This is a genomic window from Leclercia adecarboxylata (assembly GCF_035787115.1).
GTDB lineage: Bacteria > Pseudomonadota > Gammaproteobacteria > Enterobacterales > Enterobacteriaceae > Enterobacter > Enterobacter adecarboxylatus_E.
The window spans coordinates 195,976-215,769 of record NZ_JALKTL010000004.1 but is presented as its reverse complement, the minus strand read 5'-3'; the positions used below and the strand labels follow the sequence as shown (position 1 = coordinate 215,769).

The window sequence follows — 19,794 nt, the reverse complement described above, 5'->3', positions numbered from 1 at the left end:
ATGAACACCACTATTGCTCAACAGATCGCCAATGAAGGCGGCGTCGAAGCCTACCTGCACGCCCAGCAGCACAAAAGTTTGCTGCGTTTCCTGACCTGCGGCAGCGTGGACGACGGTAAAAGCACCCTGATCGGTCGTCTGCTGCACGATACCCGTCAGATCTATGAAGATCAGCTTTCATCGCTGCACAACGACAGCAAGCGTCACGGCACCCAGGGCGAAAAACTCGATCTGGCCCTGCTGGTGGACGGCCTGCAGGCGGAGCGCGAACAGGGCATCACCATCGACGTGGCCTACCGCTATTTCTCTACCGAAAAGCGCAAATTTATCATCGCCGACACCCCGGGGCATGAGCAGTATACCCGCAACATGGCGACCGGTGCGTCAACCTGTGACCTGGCGATCCTGCTGATCGACGCCCGCAAAGGGGTGCTGGATCAGACCCGTCGTCACAGCTTCATCTCCACGCTACTGGGGATCAAACACCTGGTGGTGGCGGTAAACAAGATGGATCTGGTCAACTTCAGCGAAGAGACGTTTAACGAGATCCGTGAAAGCTACCTGACCTTTGCCGAACAGCTGCCGGGCAACCTCGATATCCGCTTTGTGCCACTGTCGGCGCTGGAAGGGGATAATGTGGCTTCTCAGAGTGTGAGCATGCCATGGTACAGCGGCTCGACGCTGCTGGAAGTGTTAGAAACCGTTGAGATCCAGCGTGAAGTGGATACGCAGCCAATGCGCTTCCCGGTGCAGTACGTTAACCGCCCGAATCTCGATTTCCGCGGCTTCTCCGGCACGATTGCCTCCGGCAGCGTGCGCGTGGGCCAGCGCGTGAAGGCGTTGCCATCCGGCGTGGAGACGGCTATCACCCGCATCGTAACCTTTGATGGCGATCTGCAGGAGGCGGGTGCAGGTGAAGCGGTTACCCTGGTGCTGAAAGATGAAATTGATATCAGCCGCGGCGACCTGCTGGTGGATGCGCAGGAAACGCTGCCTGCGGTGCAAAGCGCTTCGGTGGATGTGGTGTGGATGGCCGAGCAGCCGCTGAGCCCGGGCCAGAGCTACGACATTAAGATTGCCGGAAAGAAAACCCGTGCCCGGGTGGATGGCATTCAGTACCAGGTGGACATCAACAACCTGGCGCAGCATCAGGTAGCTGAGCTGCCGCTGAACGGCATCGGTCTGGTAGATTTCACCTTCGATGAACCGCTGGTGCTGGATCAGTATCAGCAGAACCCGGTGACCGGGGGCTTAATCATTATCGACCGTCTGTCCAACGTTACCGTTGGGGCAGGGATGGTGCGCGAGCCGCACGAACAGTCGAGCGCGGCGCCGTCTGAATTCAGCGCCTTTGAGCTGGAGCTTAACGCGCTGGTACGCAAACACTTCCCGCACTGGGGCGCGCGCGATCTGCTGGGAGGCAAGTAATGGCACAGCACGATGAGAACGTCGTCTGGCATCCTCATCCGGTGACGGTGGCCGAACGTGAACAGCTCCACGGTCACCGTGGGGTTGTGCTGTGGTTTACCGGGCTATCGGGGTCCGGTAAGTCCACCGTGGCGGGCGCGCTGGAAGAGGCGCTGCACAAGCTTGGCGTCAGCACCTATCTGCTCGATGGCGATAACGTGCGCCACGGTCTGTGCAGCGATTTGGGCTTTAGCGACGCGGACCGCAAAGAGAACATCCGTCGGGTGGGCGAAGTGGCCAGCCTGATGGCCGATGCCGGGCTGGTGGTGTTAACCGCCTTTATTTCGCCGCACCGCGCCGAGCGGCAGCTGGTGCGCGAACGGGTGGGCAATAGCCGCTTCATTGAGGTGTTTGTTGATACCCCGCTGGAAATATGTGAACAGCGCGATCCTAAGGGGCTGTACAAAAAGGCCCGCGCCGGTGAGCTGAAAAATTTCACCGGCATTGATGCGGTCTACGAAGCGCCGGAAACCCCGGATATCCACCTTGAAGGCCAACAATTGGTAACAAATTTAGTGGGCCAATTATTAGACCTGCTCCGGCAGGGCGATATTATCAGATCCTGAGATGGTATTGATGGGGATGCTTAATCTCCATCAATATGTCACGGTCACAGGATCAGCTATGCGGAACAGTGAGAACTACATCATCACCGGGTCGGACACAGTATCGGCAAATGACGAGACGACCTGGTCTTTTCCTGGGGCGATTGTCGGCTTCGCGTCATGGCTGATGGCGCTGGGCATCCCTTTCCTGTTTTATGGCAGCAATACGCTGTTTTTCTTCCTTTATACCTGGCCTTTCTTCCTGGCGCTGATGCCCGTTGCCGTCGTGGTAGGGATCGCGTTGCACTCTCTGCTTAACGGCAAGCTGCTCTACAGTTCGCTCACTACCGTGTTGACGGTGGTCGCCATGGTCGGACTGTTATTTTTGTGGCTCATGGGATAAGTTCATCCATAATTCAAACCGTAACCAACTATGAGACATTGTTGGCTTGCGCGAATCTGCTAAAAAAATGTGGTACATTTGCCCGCAATGTTGCGGCATCTCTGTAGCCCCGATGTAGAGTCATGGGGAAAGTTATGGGATGATGATGCCGTTTTTCAGGGGGCAGGATGGGTAAACTTACGCTGCTGTTGCTGGCACTGCTGGTCTGGCTTCAGTATTCGCTGTGGTTCGGTAAGAACGGCCTTCACGATTACAGTCGCGTCAGCGATGACGTGACGGCGCAGCAGGCAACAAACAGCAAACTAAAAGCGCGAAACGATCAGCTGTTTGCGGAAATTGACGATCTCAATGGTGGACAGGAAGCCATTGAAGAGCGTGCACGCAACGAACTCAGCATGACTAAGCCGGGCGAAACCTTCTATCGTCTGGTGCCGGATGCGTCTAAACGCAACCAGGGCTCAGTACAAAACACTCGATAATCAGGCCCAGGATTACGCCATGGCAGTCACTATTTCAAACGTATGCGCCGTTGTGCCAGCCGCCGGGTTTGGCCGGCGCATGCAGACAGAATGTCCTAAGCAGTACCTTTCAATTGGTGATAAAACGATCCTTGAGCACACCGTGGCGGCGCTGCTGGCGAACCCACGCGTGACGCGGGTCGTTATCGCCATCAGCCCGGGCGATGCCCGTTTTGCCGCGCTGCCGCTTGCCCGCCACCCGCAGGTAATCGTGGTTGACGGCGGTGCAGAGCGTGCCGATTCGGTGCTGGCGGGGCTTCAGGCTGCTGGCGAAGCGCAGTGGGTGCTGGTGCATGATGCGGCGCGTCCGTGCCTGCATCAGGATGACCTGGCGCGACTGCTGGCCATCAGCGAAACCAGTCGCGTTGGCGGGATTCTGGCTACGCCGGTACGCGATACCATGAAACGCGGTGAGCCCGGCCTGCCGGCCATTGCCCATACGGTGGAGCGCGTTGACCTCTGGCATGCGCTCACGCCGCAATTTTTCCCCCGCGAGCTGTTGCACCACTGTTTAACCCGTGCGCTGAACGAAGGGGCAACCATCACCGACGAAGCCTCGGCGCTGGAGTACTGCGGTTTTCACCCGGAACTGATTGAAGGGCGCGCAGATAACATAAAAGTGACGCGACCCGAAGATTTACAGCTGGCAGAATTTTATCTTACCCGTTCGACCCATCAGGAGAAGGCATAATGCGAATTGGACATGGTTTTGACGTACACGCCTTTGGCGGCGAGGGCCCAATTATCATTGGCGGCGTACGCATCCCGTATGAAAAAGGACTGCTCGCCCATTCTGATGGCGATGTTGCACTGCATGCGTTAACCGACGCGCTGCTCGGTGCAGCGGCGCTTGGCGACATCGGCAAACTGTTTCCGGACACCGATCCGGCCTTTAAAGGGGCCGACAGCCGCGAGTTGCTGCGCGAAGCCTGGCGTCGAATTCAGGCCAAAGGCTACACCCTGGGCAATGTGGATGTAACCATCATTGCCCAGGCGCCGAAAATGCTGCCGCATATCCCGCAGATGCGCGTCTTTATCGCCGAAGATCTTGGCTGCCATATGGACGATGTCAACGTTAAAGCCACCACTACCGAGAAACTGGGTTTTACCGGACGGGGTGAAGGCATTGCCTGCGAGGCCGTGGCGCTGCTGGTGAAGGCGGCCAAATGACGGATTTCGATAACCTGACGTACCTGCACGGTAAACCGCAGGGCACGGGCCTGCTGAAAGCCAATCCGGAAGATTTCGTGGTAATCGAAGACCTGGGTTTTGAGCCGGACGGCGAGGGCGAGCATATTCTGGTGCGGATCCTGAAAAACGGCTGCAATACCCGTTTTGTGGCTGAAGCGCTGGCAAAGTTCCTGAAAATTCACGCCCGTGAAGTGAGCTTCGCCGGACAAAAAGACAAGCACGCCGTGACGGAGCAGTGGCTCTGCGCCCGGGTACCCGGAAATACGATGCCCGATTTAAGCCAGTTCCAGCTTGAAGGCTGCCAGGTACTGGAATATGCCCGCCACAAGCGCAAGTTGCGCCTCGGCGCATTAAAGGGCAACGCCTTTACCCTGGTGCTGCGTGAGGTGAGTAACCGCGACGAGGTTGAACAACGACTGGCCGCTATCCGCGATCAAGGCGTACCGAACTACTTCGGCGCGCAACGTTTTGGTATTGGCGGCAGCAACTTACAGGGCGCGCTGCGCTGGGCGCAAAGCAACGCTCCGGTGCGTGACCGCAATAAACGCAGTTTTTGGTTGTCGGCAGCACGCAGTGCGTTGTTTAATCAAATCGTCAGCGAACGTCTGAAAAAAACAGACGCGAATCAAGTTGTTGTCGGCGATGCGCTACAATTAGCGGGACGCGGCAGCTGGTTTGTCGCCACTGATGAAGAAATGAGCGATTTGCAGGCGCGCGTCAATGCAAAAACGCTAATGATCACTGCGGCCCTGCCGGGTACCGGCGACTGGGGTCCGCAGGGTGATGCGCTGCGCGTTGAGCAGTCTGCCATCGCCGATGAAACAGCGTTATGTTCACTGTTGGTGCGGGAAAAAGTCGAAGCGGCACGCCGGGCGATGCTGCTCTATCCGCAACAGTTGAGCTGGAACTGGTGGGATGACGTAACCGTCGAGTTACGTTTCTGGCTGCCGGCTGGCAGCTTTGCCACCAGTGTTGTCAGGGAACTTATCAACACTTCGGGTGACTATGCGAATATTGCTGAGTAACGATGACGGGATCCATGCGCCAGGCATTCAGACGCTGGCTAAAGCGCTACGTGAGTTCGCCGAGGTGCAGGTGGTGGCTCCCGATCGTAACCGCAGCGGTGCCTCTAACTCGTTAACCCTCGAGTCGTCTCTTCGTACCTTTACTTTCGACAACGGTGATATCGCCGTTCAGATGGGCACGCCTACGGACTGTGTCTTTCTGGGTGTCAACGCGCTGATGCGTCCCCGCCCCGACGTGGTAGTCTCCGGCATTAATGCCGGGCCTAACCTGGGCGATGACGTGATCTACTCCGGCACGGTGGCCGCGGCAATGGAAGGGCGCCATCTCGGTTTTCCTGCCCTGGCGGTCTCGCTCAATGGCCATCAGCATTATGACACCGCCGCCGCCGTCACCTGTTCTATTCTGCGCGCCCTGAGCCGTGAGCCGCTGCGCACCGGGCGGATCCTGAACATTAACGTGCCGGACCTGCCGCTGGATCAAATCAAAGGCATCCGCGTGACGCGCTGTGGCAGCAGACATCCGGCAGATAAAGTGATCCCGCAGGAAGATCCGCGCGGTAACACCCTCTACTGGATTGGCCCGCCGGGCGAAAAACACGATGCCGGGCCGGATACCGATTTTGCCGCCGTAGATGAAGGCTACGTTTCCGTCACCCCGTTGCATGTAGATTTGACTGCGCATAACGCGCAGGATGTGGTTTCAGGCTGGCTGGATCGTGCCGGAGTGAGCTCGCAATGGTAAGCAATCGTGTACAAACACTTCTGAATCAATTACGTAGTCAGGGCATTGCCGACGAGCGGGTGCTAACCGCCATCTCGCGGGTGCCGCGTGAAAAGTTTGTGGATGAGGCGTTTGAGCACAAGGCGTGGGAAAACGTCGCGTTGCCAATAGGGCAAGGGCAAACCATCTCCCAGCCTTATATGGTGGCGCGCATGACCGAGCTGCTGGAACTGACGCCTGAATCACGGGTGCTGGAGATCGGCACGGGTTCGGGATACCAGACGGCCATTCTGGCGCACCTGGTGCATCATGTTTGCTCAGTCGAACGCATAAAAGGGTTGCAATGGCAGGCGCGCCGGCGCCTGAAGCAGCTCGATTTACATAATGTTTCTACCCGTCATGGGGATGGCTGGCAGGGCTGGACGGCGCGCGGCCCGTTTGATGCCATTATCGTGACGGCAGCACCGCCTGAAATCCCGGCCGCGCTGCTGGCGCAGCTGGACGATGGCGGGATACTCGTTTTACCGGTGGGCGATGAACATCAGCTGTTGAAGCGTGTTCGTCGACGGGGAAACGAGTTCATCATCGATACCGTAGAAGCCGTACGCTTCGTGCCTCTGGTTAAAGGAGAGCTGGCCTGAGACTCGGATTTTTCCAGGGTTTTTCAGGCAAATTGAGCGTATGGTGTGGCGCAAAAGCGTCGTGACGTTACGGTAATTTTAAGTCACTGGTAATTAAAAATAATCCTGGGGGATAAATGAGCGCGGGAAGCCCAAAGTTCACCATCAGCCGTGTTGCGGCATTGTCACTGGTTTCAATCTGGCTGGCAGGTTGTACAACATCGAATAATGCCCCTGCGCCAGTGAGTTCAGTTGGCGGCAGCAACGGTTCCAGCACCGGGAATCCATCCGGTGGCATGCTGATCACCCCTCCGTCTAAGATGGGCACTTCAACGGCACAGCAAACTCCGCAAATTCAGCCTGTTCAGCGTCCGGTTACCCAGCCAACACAGATTCAGCCAGTGGAACAACCTGTGCAGACCGAAAATGGCCGCATTGTGTATAACCGTAAGTATGGGAACATTCCGAAAGGAAGCTATACCGGTGGCAGCACATACACCGTGAAACGCGGCGATACCCTCTTCTATATTGCCTGGATTACCGGGAACGATTTCCGCGATCTGGCAGAGCGAAACAACGTTCCGGCCCCGTATGGCCTGAATGTCGGCCAGACGCTGCAGGTGGGCAATGCAACCGGCGCGCCGTTAACGCCAGGTAATACTGTTTCTGTGGCCGACGTCACAGCGCAAAATAACAGTGTGACGCCTGCGCAAAAATCAAGCACAGTGGTTGCGTCGCAACCGACAATTACGTATTCTGAGGATTCAGGTGAACAGAGTGCTAACAAGATGTTGCCGAATAATAAGGGGACCACGACGGTTGTCACGGCTCCCGTTACGGCACCTGTAGTTAGCTCTACCGCACCCGTTGCCAGCAGTCAGACGTCCAGCTCACCTATTTCTTCGTGGCGCTGGCCGACTGAAGGCAAGGTTATCGAGAACTTTTCTTCCTCCGAGGGGGGAAATAAAGGGATCGATATCGCAGGGAGTAAGGGACAGGCTATTATCGCGACCTCTGACGGCCGCGTTGTATATGCCGGTAACGCTCTGCGCGGTTACGGTAATCTTATTATCATCAAACACAACGATGATTACCTGAGTGCCTACGCCCATAACGATACGATGCTGGTCCGGGAACAACAAGAAGTTAAGGCGGGGCAAAAAATAGCTACTATGGGTAGCACCGGAACCAGTTCTACACGCTTGCATTTTGAAATTCGTTACAAGGGGAAATCCGTAAACCCGCTGCAGTATTTACCGCAGCGATAATTTGGCGGGACATACCTTTTGGTATGTTGCGCCCAGGGATCACGGGTAGGAGCCACCTTTATGAGTCAGAATACGCTGAAAGTTCATGATTTAAATGAAGACGCGGAGTTTGATGAGAACGGAGCAGAGGCTTTTGACGAAAAAGCCTTAGTAGAAGAGGAACCCAGTGATAACGATTTAGCTGAAGAAGAGCTGTTATCGCAGGGTGCCACACAACGTGTGCTGGACGCGACTCAGCTTTACCTTGGGGAGATCGGTTACTCCCCACTGTTAACAGCAGAAGAAGAAGTTTACTTCGCGCGCCGGGCATTACGTGGGGATGTGGCTTCACGCCGTCGTATGATTGAAAGTAACCTGCGTCTGGTGGTCAAGATTGCCCGTCGTTACAGCAATCGTGGTCTGGCTCTGCTGGATCTGATTGAAGAGGGCAATCTGGGGCTGATCCGCGCAGTAGAGAAATTTGACCCTGAACGCGGGTTCCGTTTCTCAACCTATGCGACGTGGTGGATCCGACAGACCATCGAACGGGCAATCATGAACCAGACCCGTACGATTCGACTGCCTATTCACATCGTTAAAGAGTTGAACGTCTATCTGCGTACCGCGCGTGAGTTGTCCCATAAGCTGGACCACGAGCCAAGTGCGGAAGAGATTGCCGAACAGCTTGATAAACCGGTTGATGACGTTAGCCGTATGCTGCGTCTCAATGAGCGTATTACCTCTGTCGACACCCCGCTGGGTGGCGATTCCGAGAAGGCGCTGCTGGATATCCTGGCCGATGAAAAAGACAACGGCCCGGAAGACACCACGCAGGACGATGATATGAAACAGAGCATCGTCAAATGGCTGTTCGAACTGAACGCCAAACAGCGTGAAGTGCTGGCACGTCGTTTCGGTCTGCTGGGGTATGAAGCTGCGACACTGGAAGATGTCGGTCGTGAAATCGGCCTGACCCGTGAACGTGTTCGTCAGATTCAGGTAGAAGGTCTGCGTCGCCTGCGTGAAATCCTGCAGGGGCAAGGGCTGAATATCGAAGCGTTGTTCCGCGAGTAAGCACCTTTTCGTCAAAAAAGGCCAGTCGAGAGACTGGCCTTTTTATTTGCCTCAGGGCTGTGCGGTTTCGTGCAGCAGACGCCAGGCGAGGGTGTTACCGTCCTGATTCACAACGGCGCTGGACCAGCGTACGTTTACCGGCTGATCCGGGCGGGTTTGCGTTTCGCGGTAATGAAGCAGTGCGCCATTGTCCCAGGTCTGCAGCGTCGTTAATTCATCAATGACGATTTTCAGTCCCGGACGGTTACCGCGCTGCTCCTCCAGGAAACGCGCCAGCGCGGGATGATCCAGATGTGCGCCGCTGGGGGCGATCATCATAAAATCCTGGCGAAAACGGGCGAGCAGGGCGGCGAAATCGCCTTCTCCTGAGCCTAACCATTGTTCTAAGGCGATATGCGCATCGATAATTTCTTGTTCGTAGCGGGTCACTCTCTCTCCTTTGACATCATTTTCCGGACCAGATCCGTAAACTGACGGCGCTCTTCAGCGGTTAAACGCCCCAGAAAAGCGTTATCGACGTTATTTCCTACCGGTTTACAGCCCCTGAGCAGCGCTTCCCCTTCAGGCGTTAAGAAGATAAAGCGCCGACGCTTATCTGCAGGATCGGCTTCACGCTTAACCAGCCCGCGTGATTCCATACGGCTCAGCATTTCCGCAAGGGTGGCTTTGCTGCTTACCGCCGCCTCTGTCAGCGCCACCTGTTCAATGCCAGGATGCTCGTCGATAGAACGAAGTACCGCATACTGCGGCTTGGTTAGCTCGGGTAAAGCCTGCTGCCAGTGCGCAGTATGTTGCTGAAAAAGCTGACGTAACAGGTGGAACGCTTCTTGTCTCAGTTCCATGAATTCTCCGGCGTAAAAATCACCTCTCTATGATAGCCCTTATCGCTGGCAAATTTAACGCGGCCCTTTTTATCATTTCGTGTGATCGTGTGCGAACGATCTTGTCAGCGTACCTGTCCGGGCGTAGGGTAATTGAAATGTTCGTATACGAACAAAATAGAGAGGTTCTGAATGAGAGTGATTGTTGGGATGACCGGCGCGACCGGCGCACCGCTCGGCGTAGCGCTGCTGCAGGCGCTGCGCGACATGCCGGAAGTGGAAACCCATCTGGTGATGTCGAAGTGGGCCAAAACAACGATAGAACTGGAAACGTCCTGTACCGTTCAGGACGTTGCGGCTCTGGCCGATGTGGTTCACAGCCCGGCCGATCAGGCAGCAACCATCTCATCCGGATCGTTTCGCACCGACGGCATGATCGTCATCCCCTGCAGTATGAAAACGCTCGCGGGTATCCGCGCAGGCTATGCCGAAGGGCTGGTGGGGCGTGCCGCTGACGTGGTGTTAAAAGAGGGGCGCAAGCTGGTGCTGGTCCCACGAGAAATGCCGCTCAGCACTATCCACCTGGAGAACATGCTGGCCCTCTCCCGCATGGGCGTGGCGATGGTGCCGCCCATGCCCGCTTATTACAACCACCCACAAACCGCCGATGATATTACGCAGCATATTGTGACCCGGGTGCTCGACCAGTTTGGTCTGGAGCATAACAAAGCCCGTCGCTGGAACGGTTTGCAGGCGGCCAGAAATTTATCTCAGGAGAATAAACATGGCATTTGATGATTTGAGAAGCTTCCTGCAGGCGCTCGAAGAGCAAGGGCAACTGCTGAAAATTACGGAACAGGTCGACGCGGAGCCGGATCTGGCGGCGGCAGCCAACGCCACCGGACGTATAGGCGATGGCGCGCCTGCGCTGTGGTTTGACAACATTCGCGGCTTTAGCGACGCCCGCGTGACCATGAACACCATTGGCTCCTGGCAAAACCATGCCATCTCGATGGGATTACCGCCGAATACACCGGTCAAAAAGCAAATCGACGAGTTTATTCGCCGCTGGGATCAATTCCCGGTTGCGCCGGAACGCCGCGCCAACCCGGCATGGGCAGAGAACACGGTGGATGGCGATGCGATCAACCTGTTCGATATTCTGCCGCTGTTCCGTCTGAACGACGGCGACGGCGGATTCTATCTGGATAAAGCCTGCGTGGTCTCCCGCGACCCGCTCGATCCGGACCATTTTGGCAAGCAGAACGTTGGCATCTACCGCATGGAGGTGAAGGGCAAACGCAAACTGGGCCTGCAGCCGGTGCCAATGCACGATATCGCTCTGCACCTGCATAAAGCGGAAGAGCGCGGCCAGGATCTGCCGATTGCGATCACGCTTGGGAACGATCCGATCATCACCCTGATGGGGGCGACGCCGCTGAAATATGATCAGTCGGAATATGAAATGGCGGGTGCGCTGCGCGAAAGCCCGTATCCGATCGCCACCGCGCCGCTGACCGGCTTTGATGTCCCCTGGGGTTCGGAAGTGATCCTCGAAGGGGTGATTGAGGGCCGTAAACGCGAAATCGAAGGGCCATTCGGGGAGTTCACCGGGCACTACTCCGGCGGTCGTAATATGACCGTGGTGCGTATCGACAAAGTCTCTTACCGCACTAAACCAATTTTTGAGTCGCTCTATCTCGGTATGCCGTGGACTGAAATCGACTACCTGATGGGCCCGGCAACCTGCGTGCCGCTCTATCAGCAGCTGAAGGCTGAATTCCCGGAAGTACAGGCGGTGAACGCGATGTACACACACGGCCTGCTGGCGATAATCTCCACCAAAAAACGTTACGGCGGATTTGCCCGTGCCGTAGGTCTGCGGGCGATGACCACGCCGCATGGCCTCGGCTACGTGAAGATGGTGATCATGGTGGATGAGGATGTCGATCCGTTCAACCTGCCGCAGGTGATGTGGGCGCTGTCGTCGAAAGTGAACGCCGCGGGGGATCTGGTGCAGCTGCCGAATATGTCAGTGCTGGAGCTGGATCCGGGTTCAAGCCCGGCGGGGATCACCGACAAACTGATTATCGACGCCACCACGCCGGTGGCCCCGGATATGCGTGGTCATTACAGCCAGCCGGTACAGGATCTGCCTGAAACCAAGGCCTGGGCTGAAAAACTAACCGCGATGCTGGCCGCACGTAAATAAGGAGGGAAGAATGATTTGTCCACGTTGTGCCGATGAACATATTGAGGTGATGGCGACGTCGCCGGTTAAAGATGTCTGGACGGTGTATCAGTGCCAGCACTGTCTGTATACCTGGCGTAATACCGAGCCGCTGCGCCGCACCAGCCGCGATCACTATCCAGAAGCGTTTCGCATGACGCAAAAGGATATCGACGATGCCCCGCAGGTGCCGAGCATTCCGCCGCTGTTGGCAGACGATAAGCGCTGATAAAAAAAGCCGGGTGACGGCTACGCCTTACCCGGCCTACGATCCAGCGTCTTTTGTTGGCCCGTTAAGCGATAGCGCCACCGGGCGTAAAGCCCGCACGAAATCCCCGTAGGCCCGGTAAGCGATAGCGCCACCGGGCAAGACAGACCGCAGAGCTCTACACCAGATTTTTCAACCGATAAATCCACTCCAGCGCCTGACGCGGCGACAGGGAATCCGGGTCGAGGTTCTCCAGCGCTTCCAGGGCCGGGGAGGTCTCTTCGGCGGGGACCAGCAGCGACATCTGGGTACCATCTACCTGCGTGGCCGCCGCGTTCGGCGCCAGGCTCTCCAGCTCGCGCAGTTTCTGGCGCGCCCGCTTAATTACCTCTTTCGGTACACCCGCCAGCGCCGCCACGGCCAGACCGTAACTTTTGCTCGCCGCGCCATCCTGCACGGTGTGCATAAAGGCGATGGTATCGCCGTGCTCCAGCGCATCCAGATGGACGTTCGCCACGCCTTCCATTTTCTCCGGCAGCTGCGTCAGCTCGAAGTAGTGGGTGGCAAACAGGGTCAGAGCCTTGATCTTATTCGCCAGGCTCTCGGCACAGGCCCACGCCAGGGAAAGCCCGTCGTAGGTGGAGGTGCCGCGACCAATTTCGTCCATCAACACCAGGCTGTATTCTGTGGCGTTGTGCAGAATATTCGCGGTTTCGGTCATCTCCACCATAAAGGTGGAACGACCGCTCGCCAGATCGTCCGCGGCGCCTACGCGGGTAAAAATGCGATCGACAGGGCCGATCTCTACCTTTTGTGCCGGAACGTAGCTGCCGATGTAGGCCAGCAGCGCAATCAGCGCGGTCTGGCGCATATAGGTACTTTTACCGCCCATGTTTGGCCCGGTAATGATCAGCATCCGACGCTGCGGCGACAGGTTCAGCGGATTGGCGATAAAGGGTTCGTTCAGCACCTGTTCCACCACCGGATGACGCCCCTCGGTGATGCGTACGCCGGGCTTATCGGTAAAGGTTGGGCAGCAGTAGTTCAGCGTCTCGGCACGTTCCGCCAGGTTGACCAGCACATCCAGCTCGGCCAGCGCGGCGGCGCTCTGCTGTAGCTCGGCAAGGTGCGGCATCAGTATGTCGAACAGGGCGTCATACAGCTGTTTTTCCAGCGCCAGCGCTTTACCCTTAGAGGTGAGCACTTTGTCTTCATACTCTTTCAGTTCAGGAATAATGTAGCGCTCAGCGTTTTTCAGCGTCTGGCGGCGCACATAGTGGATAGGCGCCAGGTGGCTTTGCCCCCGGCTGATCTGAATAAAGTAGCCGTGCACGGCGTTGTAGCCGACTTTCAGGGTATCCAGCCCGAGCCGCTCGCGCTCGCGGATCTCCAGTTTATCCAGATAATCCGTCGCGCCATCGGCCAGCGAGCGCCACTCGTCCAGCTCTTCGTTGTAGCCTGGGGCGATAACACCGCCGTCACGCACCAGTACCGGCGGAGCGTCGATAATGGCGCGCTCCAGCAGGTCGCGCAGTTCGCTGAATTCACCCATCGCGTCGCGCAGCTTCTGAACCGGCGCGCAGTCGATCTCTGCCAGCTGGCTGCGCAGTTCCGGTAGTTGCTGGAAGGCGTGACGCATCCGGGCTAAATCGCGTGGCCGCGCCGTGCGCAGCGCCAGTCGCGCCAGAATTCGCTCCAGATCGCCCACCTGACGTAACACCGGCTGCAGGTCACTGTACCGATCCTGCATAGCGCCAATGGTTTGCTGGCGCGCGGTGAGCGTGGCGGTATCGCGAACCGGCATATGCAGCCAGCGTTTCAGCATACGGCTGCCCATCGGGGTGACGGTGCTGTCGAGTACCGAGGCGAGGGTATTCTCCACGCCCCCGGCCAGGTTCTGGGTGATCTCCAGATTGCGACGGGTGGCGGCATCCATAATGATGCTGTCCTGCTGGCGCTCAATCGTAATAGAGCGGATATGCGGCAGGGCGGTACGCTGGGTATCTTTCACGTACTGCAGCAGGCAGCCGGCTGCACACAGGCCGCGCGGCGCATTTTCAACGCCAAAGCCGGTCAGATCGCGGGTGCCAAACTGCAGATTGAGTTGCTGACGCGCTGTATCGATTTCGAATTCCCACAGCGGGCGGCGACGCAGGCCGCGACGACCTTCAAGCAGCGCCATTTCGGCAAAATCTTCGGCATATAACAGTTCCGCAGGGTTCGTGCGTTGCAGCTCGGCGGCCATGGTTTCGCGGTCGGCCGGTTCACTCAGGCGAAAACGCCCGGAGCTGATATCCAGCGTGGCGTAGCCGAAACCTTTGCTGTCCTGCCAGATGGCGGCGAGCAGATTATCCTGGCGCTCTTGTAACAGCGCTTCATCGCTGATGGTGCCCGGGGTGACGATACGCACCACTTTGCGCTCTACCGGGCCTTTCGAGGTGGCCGGATCGCCAATCTGTTCGCAGATGGCGACCGATTCACCCTGATTGACCAGCTTCGCCAGGTAGTTCTCAACCGCATGATGCGGAATACCGGCCATCGGGATAGGTTCACCGGCCGAAGCGCCGCGTTTGGTCAGGGAGATGTCGAGCAGTTGCGAGGCGCGTTTCGCATCGTCATAAAACAGCTCGTAAAAGTCGCCCATCCGGTAAAAGAGCAGGATTTCAGGATGCTGAGCTTTCAGCTTCAGGTACTGCTGCATCATGGGGGTATGGGCGTCAAAATTATCAGTAGTGGTCATGGAGTGATGATGTCCATTTCTTTGAAAATAGTGCTGTTCAGGCGACGTTAGCGTCGTGTATTACCGCTATTGTCGCATGAAAAAATGGCCCGGCGCAGCAAAATGTCACCGTCTTAACCCGCCTCTTCGTCAACCAGCTCAATCACCAGTTTTCCCTGTTCCACCAGCACTCGTACCCGTGAATGGGTTTTAAAACCGGCTTCTTCCAGCCAGTCGCCCTTTAAACTCAGCGCGGCATGTACGCTGTAGCGTGTCGGGATCTTGGTCTTGCGATCCTCATGACGCTTTCTGAAGTAACCCACGGTGAGCTGACGGCTGGGTCTGGAAATGCTGATATCTGACATAGAAACTCCTTTTTCTCAGGTAAGGATCAGGTGCGACAAACACCTGTATAAAATGCCAGTAAAATGCGGCGGCGACAAATGTATAACTGAGAAGCGCCTTCAGAAAATGGAATGCAAAAGATGAAATCGGGCTGAACATCACAACTGAAAGGGGTATTATTTATGCAACTTATAAACAGGTACCAGGCTATGTCAGGAAAACGCATCACGCGCGAAAAAGAGACCATCCGTAAGATGATCGCGCTATATGAAAAGCAGTGCCCACAGGCGTCGAAAGAGGCGGGGCACTACGCAGCGCTGAACGAGTACGCCGACAAGCGGCTGGATAAATGCGTGTTTGGCGAAGAGAAACCGGCCTGCAAGCAGTGCCCGGTTCACTGCTACCAGCCAGCTAAGCGTGAAGAGATGAAGCAGGTAATGCGCTGGGCGGGGCCGCGCATGCTGTGGCGTCACCCGATTTTAACCGTGCGTCATCTGATTGACGACCGCCGTCCGGTGCCTGAACTGCCGGAAAAGTACCGCCCGAAACAGTAATCTCTCAGGTGCGCGGCCTGCGCATCGGGCGACAGATCGCGACCATAGCGATGGCGCTGCACAGCGGAAACACCGCCAGTACCAGCCACGGAACGCTCGCCCCGACGGACGGCGTCAGCGCCTGGTCGAGCAGATCGCCGAGCAATAGATTGCCCGCCAGCACCGCGCAGCCGCCTGCGGTGGCCAGTGCGCCATAGTGCGCGCCTAAGGTCGATTCGCTGGCAAACCACGGCACCACGTCTTTTCCCGCCGGTACCAGCAGCATCTGCCCGGTGGTCAGCAGCGTAACAAAACAGGCCGCTGGCAGCAGGCGCAGCAGTCCGGTGCCCGGCTGCGAGGCGGCGAACAGCGCGACGCTCAGAAACGCGGCGGCGATAAGCCCAAACCCCACCGGCAGGATCCGCACCGCGCCCACCCGACGGGCAAAGCGCGCCAGCGGTAGCTGAAAGAGGATCACCAGTCCCGACGCCAGCATAAACAGCGGGCCGAGATCTTTTTCGCTGCCCCCGACGCGCTGGATCTCAACCGGCAGCGCCAGATAAAGCTGGTTATAGCTCAGCAGCCAGCTACTCCAGGCGATAATAAATGCCACGAACCGCGGCTGACGAAAGGTGGTCCACCACGGCGTGATGTGCAGCGGCTGGTTTTTTGCTGAACCTGAAGGTAAACAGAAGAACAGTACGATTAACGCCACAACAAAGACTACAGCCCCTGCCAGCGCCACCTGACGAAAGCCCAGACCGGTGAGCAGCGCGCCCGCGACCGGGCCAAGGACCGCGCCCAGCTCGCCGCACACCGCAAACAGGGCAAACCACTCGGCACGGCTGCGTTTGCCCTGCGCCTCGCTACGGGTTCCGGCTTTTGCCAGTAATGCTTCGATGGAGGGGGAAAACAGCGCGCCGCCAATCCCGGTGAGGCATGCTCCGGCGATAATAACGGGCAGGCTGTAACCGAAGGCCAGCAGCAGATAGCCCACTACCCGCACGACGCAGCCGCAAAGAATAATGATGCGCGCGCCGTAGCGGTCGGACAGGGCGCCGCCGACGATAAACATCCCCTGTTGCGAGAAGGTACGCAGCCCAAGCACCAGCCCGATCATCCCGCCGGAAAGCAGCATATCGTCGCGTAAAAAAATTGCCAGAAAGGGGACAACGGCATAAAAACCGATGTTGAAAACAAACTGGCTGCCCAGTAAGACGGGGGGCCAGAGCTGCCTGGCGGGGCGAATCAGTGTCACGGTTTACCCTGCCTCAGACGAGGAAGTGAATGTGCTTTTTGCCATGATCGGGGGAGAGCTCAATGCGGGTTTTGACCCGGAATATCTCCCACAGCAGTTCCTCGGTCAGGATCGCCTGCGGCGTACCGGTGGCGACCACCCGCCCGCCCTGCATAACGATCAGCGCATCACAAAACATAGAGGCGTGGTTAAGATCGTGAATGGCGACAATGCTGGTAACCGGCAGCTGGCTGATCAACTGCATCAGCTGCATCTGATGGTGAATATCCAGGTGGTTGGTGGGCTCATCCAGCAGAATTTCTGTCGGCATTTGCGCCAGCGCCCGGGCAATGTGCACCCGCTGACGTTCACCGCCGGAGAGGCTCAGCCAGCCCTGCTCGCTGTGATGCAACATATCGACCGTCTTCAGCGCCTGGGTCACCGTTTCGTCATCCTGCGCCGTCCAGCCGGAAAAAGGAGAGTGGTGCGGAATACGCCCCAGCTTCACCACGTCACGCACCCGCATGTTGGCATCGGTCATGCCGTGCTGTTCCACAAAGGCCACCCGGCGGGCAAGCTGCTTTTTCGGGATCCCGCTGATGCTTTTACCATCCAGCGCGACGGTGCCGCTATGGGGGCGACGCAAACCCGCCAGGATCCGCAGCAACGACGATTTGCCGGAGCCGTTCGGCCCCAGCAGGCCGACGGTCTGCCCTTGTGATACCGTCAACGAGACGTTATCGACGATGACCTTTTTGCCCACCTTCCAGGTGATATTTTCAGCAGTGATGCTCATCACTTATTCCTTGAACGATAGATAATCACGGCAAAGAACGGGACGCCCACCAGTGCGGTGACGACGCCGACCGGCAGGCTTTGCGGGGCAATCAGCAGACGGGAGGCGATATCCGCCAGCACCATCAGGATAGCGCCCGCCAGCGCGCTGGCGATAAGCAAGGTGCGATGCAACGGACCAAAGAAGAAGCGCATCATATGCGGCACGACCAGGCCAACAAAGCCAATCGAACCCGCCATGCTGACGATGGTGGCGGTCATCAATGCGGTGACGATAAACAGCACCAGTCGCACCCAGGGGACCGCAATTCCCAGCGAGGCGGCGGCATCGTCGCCAAAGGTGAAGGCGTCGAGCGCCCGGGCGTAATACAGGCAGATCGCCAGGCCCACCAGCATGACGATCAGCACCAGCTGGAACTCCGGCCACCTTACCCCGCTAAAGCTGCCCAGCAGCCAGAACATCACGTCACGCGCCTGCTGCGCGCTGGCCGAGGTGCTGACGGTCCAGGCGGTGATGGCGTTAAACAGCTGCGAGGCGGCAACCCCGGCAAGAATGGTACGCTCACTGCCGCCGCGGGCGCCGTTGGTCAGCAGAGCCACAAACGCGAAGGCGGCAAACGCCCCGGCGAAGGCGCCTGCCGAAAGGGTCACGGTGCCGCTGCCAATGCCCAGCACCACCACGGAGACCGCGCCGGTTGACGCCCCGGCGGACACGCCCAGCACGTAAGGTTCGGCGAGGGCGTTTTTCAGCAGGCTCTGCAGCACAGCCCCGCAGATAGCAAGACCCGCGCCGCAACAGGCCGCCACCAGCGCCCGGCTCAGGCGAAAGTCCCAGATCACGCTCTCGTAAATACGATTGAGCGGCGCCTCGGTTAAGCCCATTTTATTGGTAATGGCATAGAACACGCTCTGCAGGGGAATCGACAGCTCCCCCACGCTGACGCCAAAGGCGATAACCAGCAGCAATGCCACCACCGCCAGGCAGCCCGAAGCTGGCAGCAGCCAGCTCTGTCGGGTCTGTTGAATCACTGCGGTCATTCATTCAGTCCCATTTTTCTGAGCTGCTCGCCGATCTGTTCCGCGCCGTAGATGGTGCGGATAGTCGGGTTCATGGCCTGACCGTCCATAATTACAATGTGGCCTTTTTTCACCGCATCCAGCTGGCTGACGGCCGGATCGCTTTTCAGGAATTTGATTTTTTCTTCGGCGCTATCCAGCGCCCAGCGGTTACGGTCGAGGCTGGAGACCACGATCACGTCGGGGTTAGCGGCGATGATGCTCTCCCAGCCGACGGTCGGCCATTCGGTTTCTGAGGTAATGGCATTGTGGCCGCCCAGCACGCTGGCAATGAAGCCGGAGGCGCTGTTTTTACCGCCGACGTAGGCGTCAGAAGAGGGGGATGAGCTGGAGAACCAGAAGACGAACGACAGGTCTTTTTTGTTCTTGCTGAACTCAGACCGCAGGTCGGCTTCGCGCTTTTTGAAATCGGCGATCAGCGCCTGGCCGCGATCTTCAACGTTAAAGATCCGGGCGAAATCTTCGATCTCCTTATAAAGGAAGGTCATATCCCACAGCTTCTGGCGGCTGCCGTACATATCGCCAATGTCTTTTTTGGTGGCGCACATGCCCGGCGACATGTAGCTGTTTACGCCCACGGTGGCCAGATCTTCGCGTTTGGCGACTTTACTCTCTGGTCCCAGCAGCAGCGGCAGCTGGGCCGGAACGAAGTCCGGATTCTGCGCCAGGATGGATTCCAGGGTGGGGATCTCAACGGTCAGCGTTTTAACTTTTTTGTTCTGTTCAGCCAGCTGCGGCAGCACTTTGGTGGGCCAGAAGGCGCTGGCGGCAACCTTATCTTCAAGGCCCAGCAGCAAGAGAATTTCTACGGTGTTCTGACCCAGCGCGACCACGCGTTCCGGCGCTTTAGTGAAGGTCTCTTTGTATCCGCAATTCTCAATCGTCAGAGGGTAGGTAGTTGCAAATGCGGAACCGGCTGTCGCGATCAGCAAGCCTAATGCGCCGATGACCTTTTTCATAAAACGCTATCCTTCATTAACTTATTTATGACAGCCCGGGTTTCTGGCTGAGAATGAAT

General features: G+C 57.6%; 24 protein-coding genes. 15 read left to right on the top strand and 9 right to left on the bottom strand.

What is annotated here, in order from left to right:
• From cysN to MXM41_RS14875, 9 genes are all read left to right on the top strand, one after another.
• The gene (gene cysN / locus MXM41_RS14915; protein WP_325932766.1) at positions 1-1,428 is read left to right on the top strand and encodes a sulfate adenylyltransferase subunit CysN; all 1,428 of its coding nucleotides are present in this window, start codon (positions 1-3) and stop codon (positions 1,426-1,428) included.
• Positions 1,428-2,033, top strand: a complete 606-nt coding sequence (gene cysC / locus MXM41_RS14910; protein WP_325932765.1) for an adenylyl-sulfate kinase — start codon at positions 1,428-1,430, stop codon at positions 2,031-2,033. Before cysN ends, cysC begins: the two co-directional genes overlap by 1 nt.
• A gap of 58 nt (positions 2,034-2,091) precedes the next feature.
• Entirely contained in the window at positions 2,092-2,415 is a 324-nt protein-coding gene (locus MXM41_RS14905; protein WP_325932764.1) for a DUF3561 family protein, read from the top strand.
• Between the two features lie 167 nt (positions 2,416-2,582).
• Positions 2,583-2,894 carry a cell division protein FtsB gene (ftsB, locus tag MXM41_RS14900; protein WP_032613637.1) on the top strand — a complete coding sequence of 104 codons (312 nt, stop codon included), beginning with the start codon at positions 2,583-2,585 and terminating at the stop codon, positions 2,892-2,894.
• Between the two features lie 19 nt (positions 2,895-2,913).
• Positions 2,914-3,624, top strand: coding sequence for a 2-C-methyl-D-erythritol 4-phosphate cytidylyltransferase (gene ispD / locus MXM41_RS14895; protein ID WP_325932763.1), 711 nt, complete (start codon positions 2,914-2,916; stop codon positions 3,622-3,624).
• Entirely contained in the window at positions 3,624-4,103 is a 480-nt protein-coding gene (ispF, locus tag MXM41_RS14890; RefSeq protein ID WP_006811766.1) for a 2-C-methyl-D-erythritol 2,4-cyclodiphosphate synthase, read from the top strand. The genes ispD and ispF overlap by 1 nt, the downstream gene beginning before the upstream one ends.
• On the top strand, positions 4,100-5,149 hold the full coding sequence (truD, locus tag MXM41_RS14885; protein WP_325932761.1) for a tRNA pseudouridine(13) synthase TruD: 1,050 nt from the start codon (positions 4,100-4,102) through the stop codon (positions 5,147-5,149). Before ispF ends, truD begins: the two co-directional genes overlap by 4 nt.
• The gene (gene surE, locus MXM41_RS14880) at positions 5,130-5,891 is read left to right on the top strand and encodes a 5'/3'-nucleotidase SurE (RefSeq protein ID WP_032613629.1); all 762 of its coding nucleotides are present in this window, start codon (positions 5,130-5,132) and stop codon (positions 5,889-5,891) included. The genes truD and surE overlap by 20 nt, the downstream gene beginning before the upstream one ends.
• Positions 5,885-6,511, top strand: coding sequence for a protein-L-isoaspartate(D-aspartate) O-methyltransferase (locus tag MXM41_RS14875; RefSeq protein ID WP_325932760.1), 627 nt, complete (start codon positions 5,885-5,887; stop codon positions 6,509-6,511). The genes surE and MXM41_RS14875 overlap by 7 nt, the downstream gene beginning before the upstream one ends.
• A 67-nt stretch (positions 6,512-6,578) precedes the next feature.
• On the opposite strand, the gene MXM41_RS14870 is transcribed toward MXM41_RS14875, so the two are convergent.
• Positions 6,579-6,788 carry a hypothetical protein gene (locus tag MXM41_RS14870; RefSeq protein ID WP_325932759.1) on the bottom strand — a complete coding sequence of 70 codons (210 nt, stop codon included), beginning with the start codon at positions 6,786-6,788 and terminating at the stop codon, positions 6,579-6,581.
• Here MXM41_RS14870 and nlpD point away from each other — a divergent pair.
• Entirely contained in the window at positions 6,688-7,758 is a 1,071-nt protein-coding gene (gene nlpD, locus MXM41_RS14865) for a murein hydrolase activator NlpD (protein ID WP_325932987.1), read from the top strand. The genes MXM41_RS14870 and nlpD overlap by 101 nt on opposite strands.
• 60 nt (positions 7,759-7,818) lie before the next feature.
• The gene (gene rpoS, locus MXM41_RS14860; RefSeq protein ID WP_039029959.1) at positions 7,819-8,811 is read left to right on the top strand and encodes an RNA polymerase sigma factor RpoS; all 993 of its coding nucleotides are present in this window, start codon (positions 7,819-7,821) and stop codon (positions 8,809-8,811) included.
• A 51-nt stretch (positions 8,812-8,862) separates the two neighbouring features.
• Here the strand turns inward: rpoS and MXM41_RS14855 are convergent, their stop codons facing one another.
• Positions 8,863-9,240 carry a DUF4440 domain-containing protein gene (locus MXM41_RS14855; RefSeq protein WP_325932758.1) on the bottom strand — a complete coding sequence of 126 codons (378 nt, stop codon included), beginning with the start codon at positions 9,238-9,240 and terminating at the stop codon, positions 8,863-8,865.
• Entirely contained in the window at positions 9,237-9,653 is a 417-nt protein-coding gene (locus MXM41_RS14850; RefSeq protein WP_325932757.1) for a MarR family transcriptional regulator, read from the bottom strand. The genes MXM41_RS14855 and MXM41_RS14850 overlap by 4 nt, the downstream gene beginning before the upstream one ends.
• A 171-nt stretch (positions 9,654-9,824) precedes the next feature.
• On the opposite strand from MXM41_RS14850, the gene MXM41_RS14845 reads away from it, so the two are divergent.
• From MXM41_RS14845 to MXM41_RS14835, 3 genes are read left to right on the top strand one after another with little or no spacing between them, the layout of a single operon-like run.
• Positions 9,825-10,427 (top strand): non-oxidative hydroxyarylic acid decarboxylases subunit B, encoded by a 603-nt coding sequence (locus MXM41_RS14845; protein WP_325932756.1) that lies wholly within the window; start codon positions 9,825-9,827, stop codon positions 10,425-10,427.
• Positions 10,417-11,844 (top strand): non-oxidative hydroxyarylic acid decarboxylases subunit C, encoded by a 1,428-nt coding sequence (locus MXM41_RS14840; RefSeq protein ID WP_325932754.1) that lies wholly within the window; start codon positions 10,417-10,419, stop codon positions 11,842-11,844. The genes MXM41_RS14845 and MXM41_RS14840 overlap by 11 nt, the downstream gene beginning before the upstream one ends.
• A gap of 10 nt (positions 11,845-11,854) precedes the next feature.
• Positions 11,855-12,091: a non-oxidative hydroxyarylic acid decarboxylases subunit D gene (locus MXM41_RS14835; protein ID WP_325932753.1), complete on the top strand. Its 237-nt coding sequence runs from the start codon at positions 11,855-11,857 to the stop codon at positions 12,089-12,091.
• 157 nt (positions 12,092-12,248) lie between these two features.
• On the opposite strand, the gene mutS is transcribed toward MXM41_RS14835, so the two are convergent.
• The gene (mutS, locus tag MXM41_RS14830) at positions 12,249-14,810 is read right to left on the bottom strand and encodes a DNA mismatch repair protein MutS (RefSeq protein ID WP_325932752.1); all 2,562 of its coding nucleotides are present in this window, start codon (positions 14,808-14,810) and stop codon (positions 12,249-12,251) included.
• Between the two features lie 113 nt (positions 14,811-14,923).
• Entirely contained in the window at positions 14,924-15,154 is a 231-nt protein-coding gene (locus MXM41_RS14825; RefSeq protein ID WP_325932751.1) for a SymE family type I addiction module toxin, read from the bottom strand.
• Between the two features lie 189 nt (positions 15,155-15,343).
• On the opposite strand from MXM41_RS14825, the gene MXM41_RS14820 reads away from it, so the two are divergent.
• Positions 15,344-15,688, top strand: a complete 345-nt coding sequence (locus tag MXM41_RS14820) for a nitrous oxide-stimulated promoter family protein (RefSeq protein WP_325932750.1) — start codon at positions 15,344-15,346, stop codon at positions 15,686-15,688.
• A 4-nt stretch (positions 15,689-15,692) separates the two neighbouring features.
• Here MXM41_RS14820 and MXM41_RS14815 read toward each other — a convergent pair whose 3' ends face one another.
• From MXM41_RS14815 to MXM41_RS14800, 4 genes are read right to left on the bottom strand one after another with little or no spacing between them, the layout of a single operon-like run.
• Entirely contained in the window at positions 15,693-16,925 is a 1,233-nt protein-coding gene (locus MXM41_RS14815; protein ID WP_325932749.1) for an MFS transporter, read from the bottom strand.
• A gap of 13 nt (positions 16,926-16,938) precedes the next feature.
• On the bottom strand, positions 16,939-17,700 hold the full coding sequence (locus MXM41_RS14810; RefSeq protein WP_325932747.1) for an ABC transporter ATP-binding protein: 762 nt from the start codon (positions 17,698-17,700) through the stop codon (positions 16,939-16,941).
• Positions 17,700-18,737, bottom strand: coding sequence for a FecCD family ABC transporter permease (locus tag MXM41_RS14805; RefSeq protein ID WP_325932746.1), 1,038 nt, complete (start codon positions 18,735-18,737; stop codon positions 17,700-17,702). Before MXM41_RS14805 ends, MXM41_RS14810 begins: the two co-directional genes overlap by 1 nt.
• Positions 18,734-19,735 carry an ABC transporter substrate-binding protein gene (locus tag MXM41_RS14800; RefSeq protein ID WP_325932745.1) on the bottom strand — a complete coding sequence of 334 codons (1,002 nt, stop codon included), beginning with the start codon at positions 19,733-19,735 and terminating at the stop codon, positions 18,734-18,736. The genes MXM41_RS14805 and MXM41_RS14800 overlap by 4 nt, the downstream gene beginning before the upstream one ends.
• Positions 19,736-19,794: the final 59 nt, after the last annotated feature.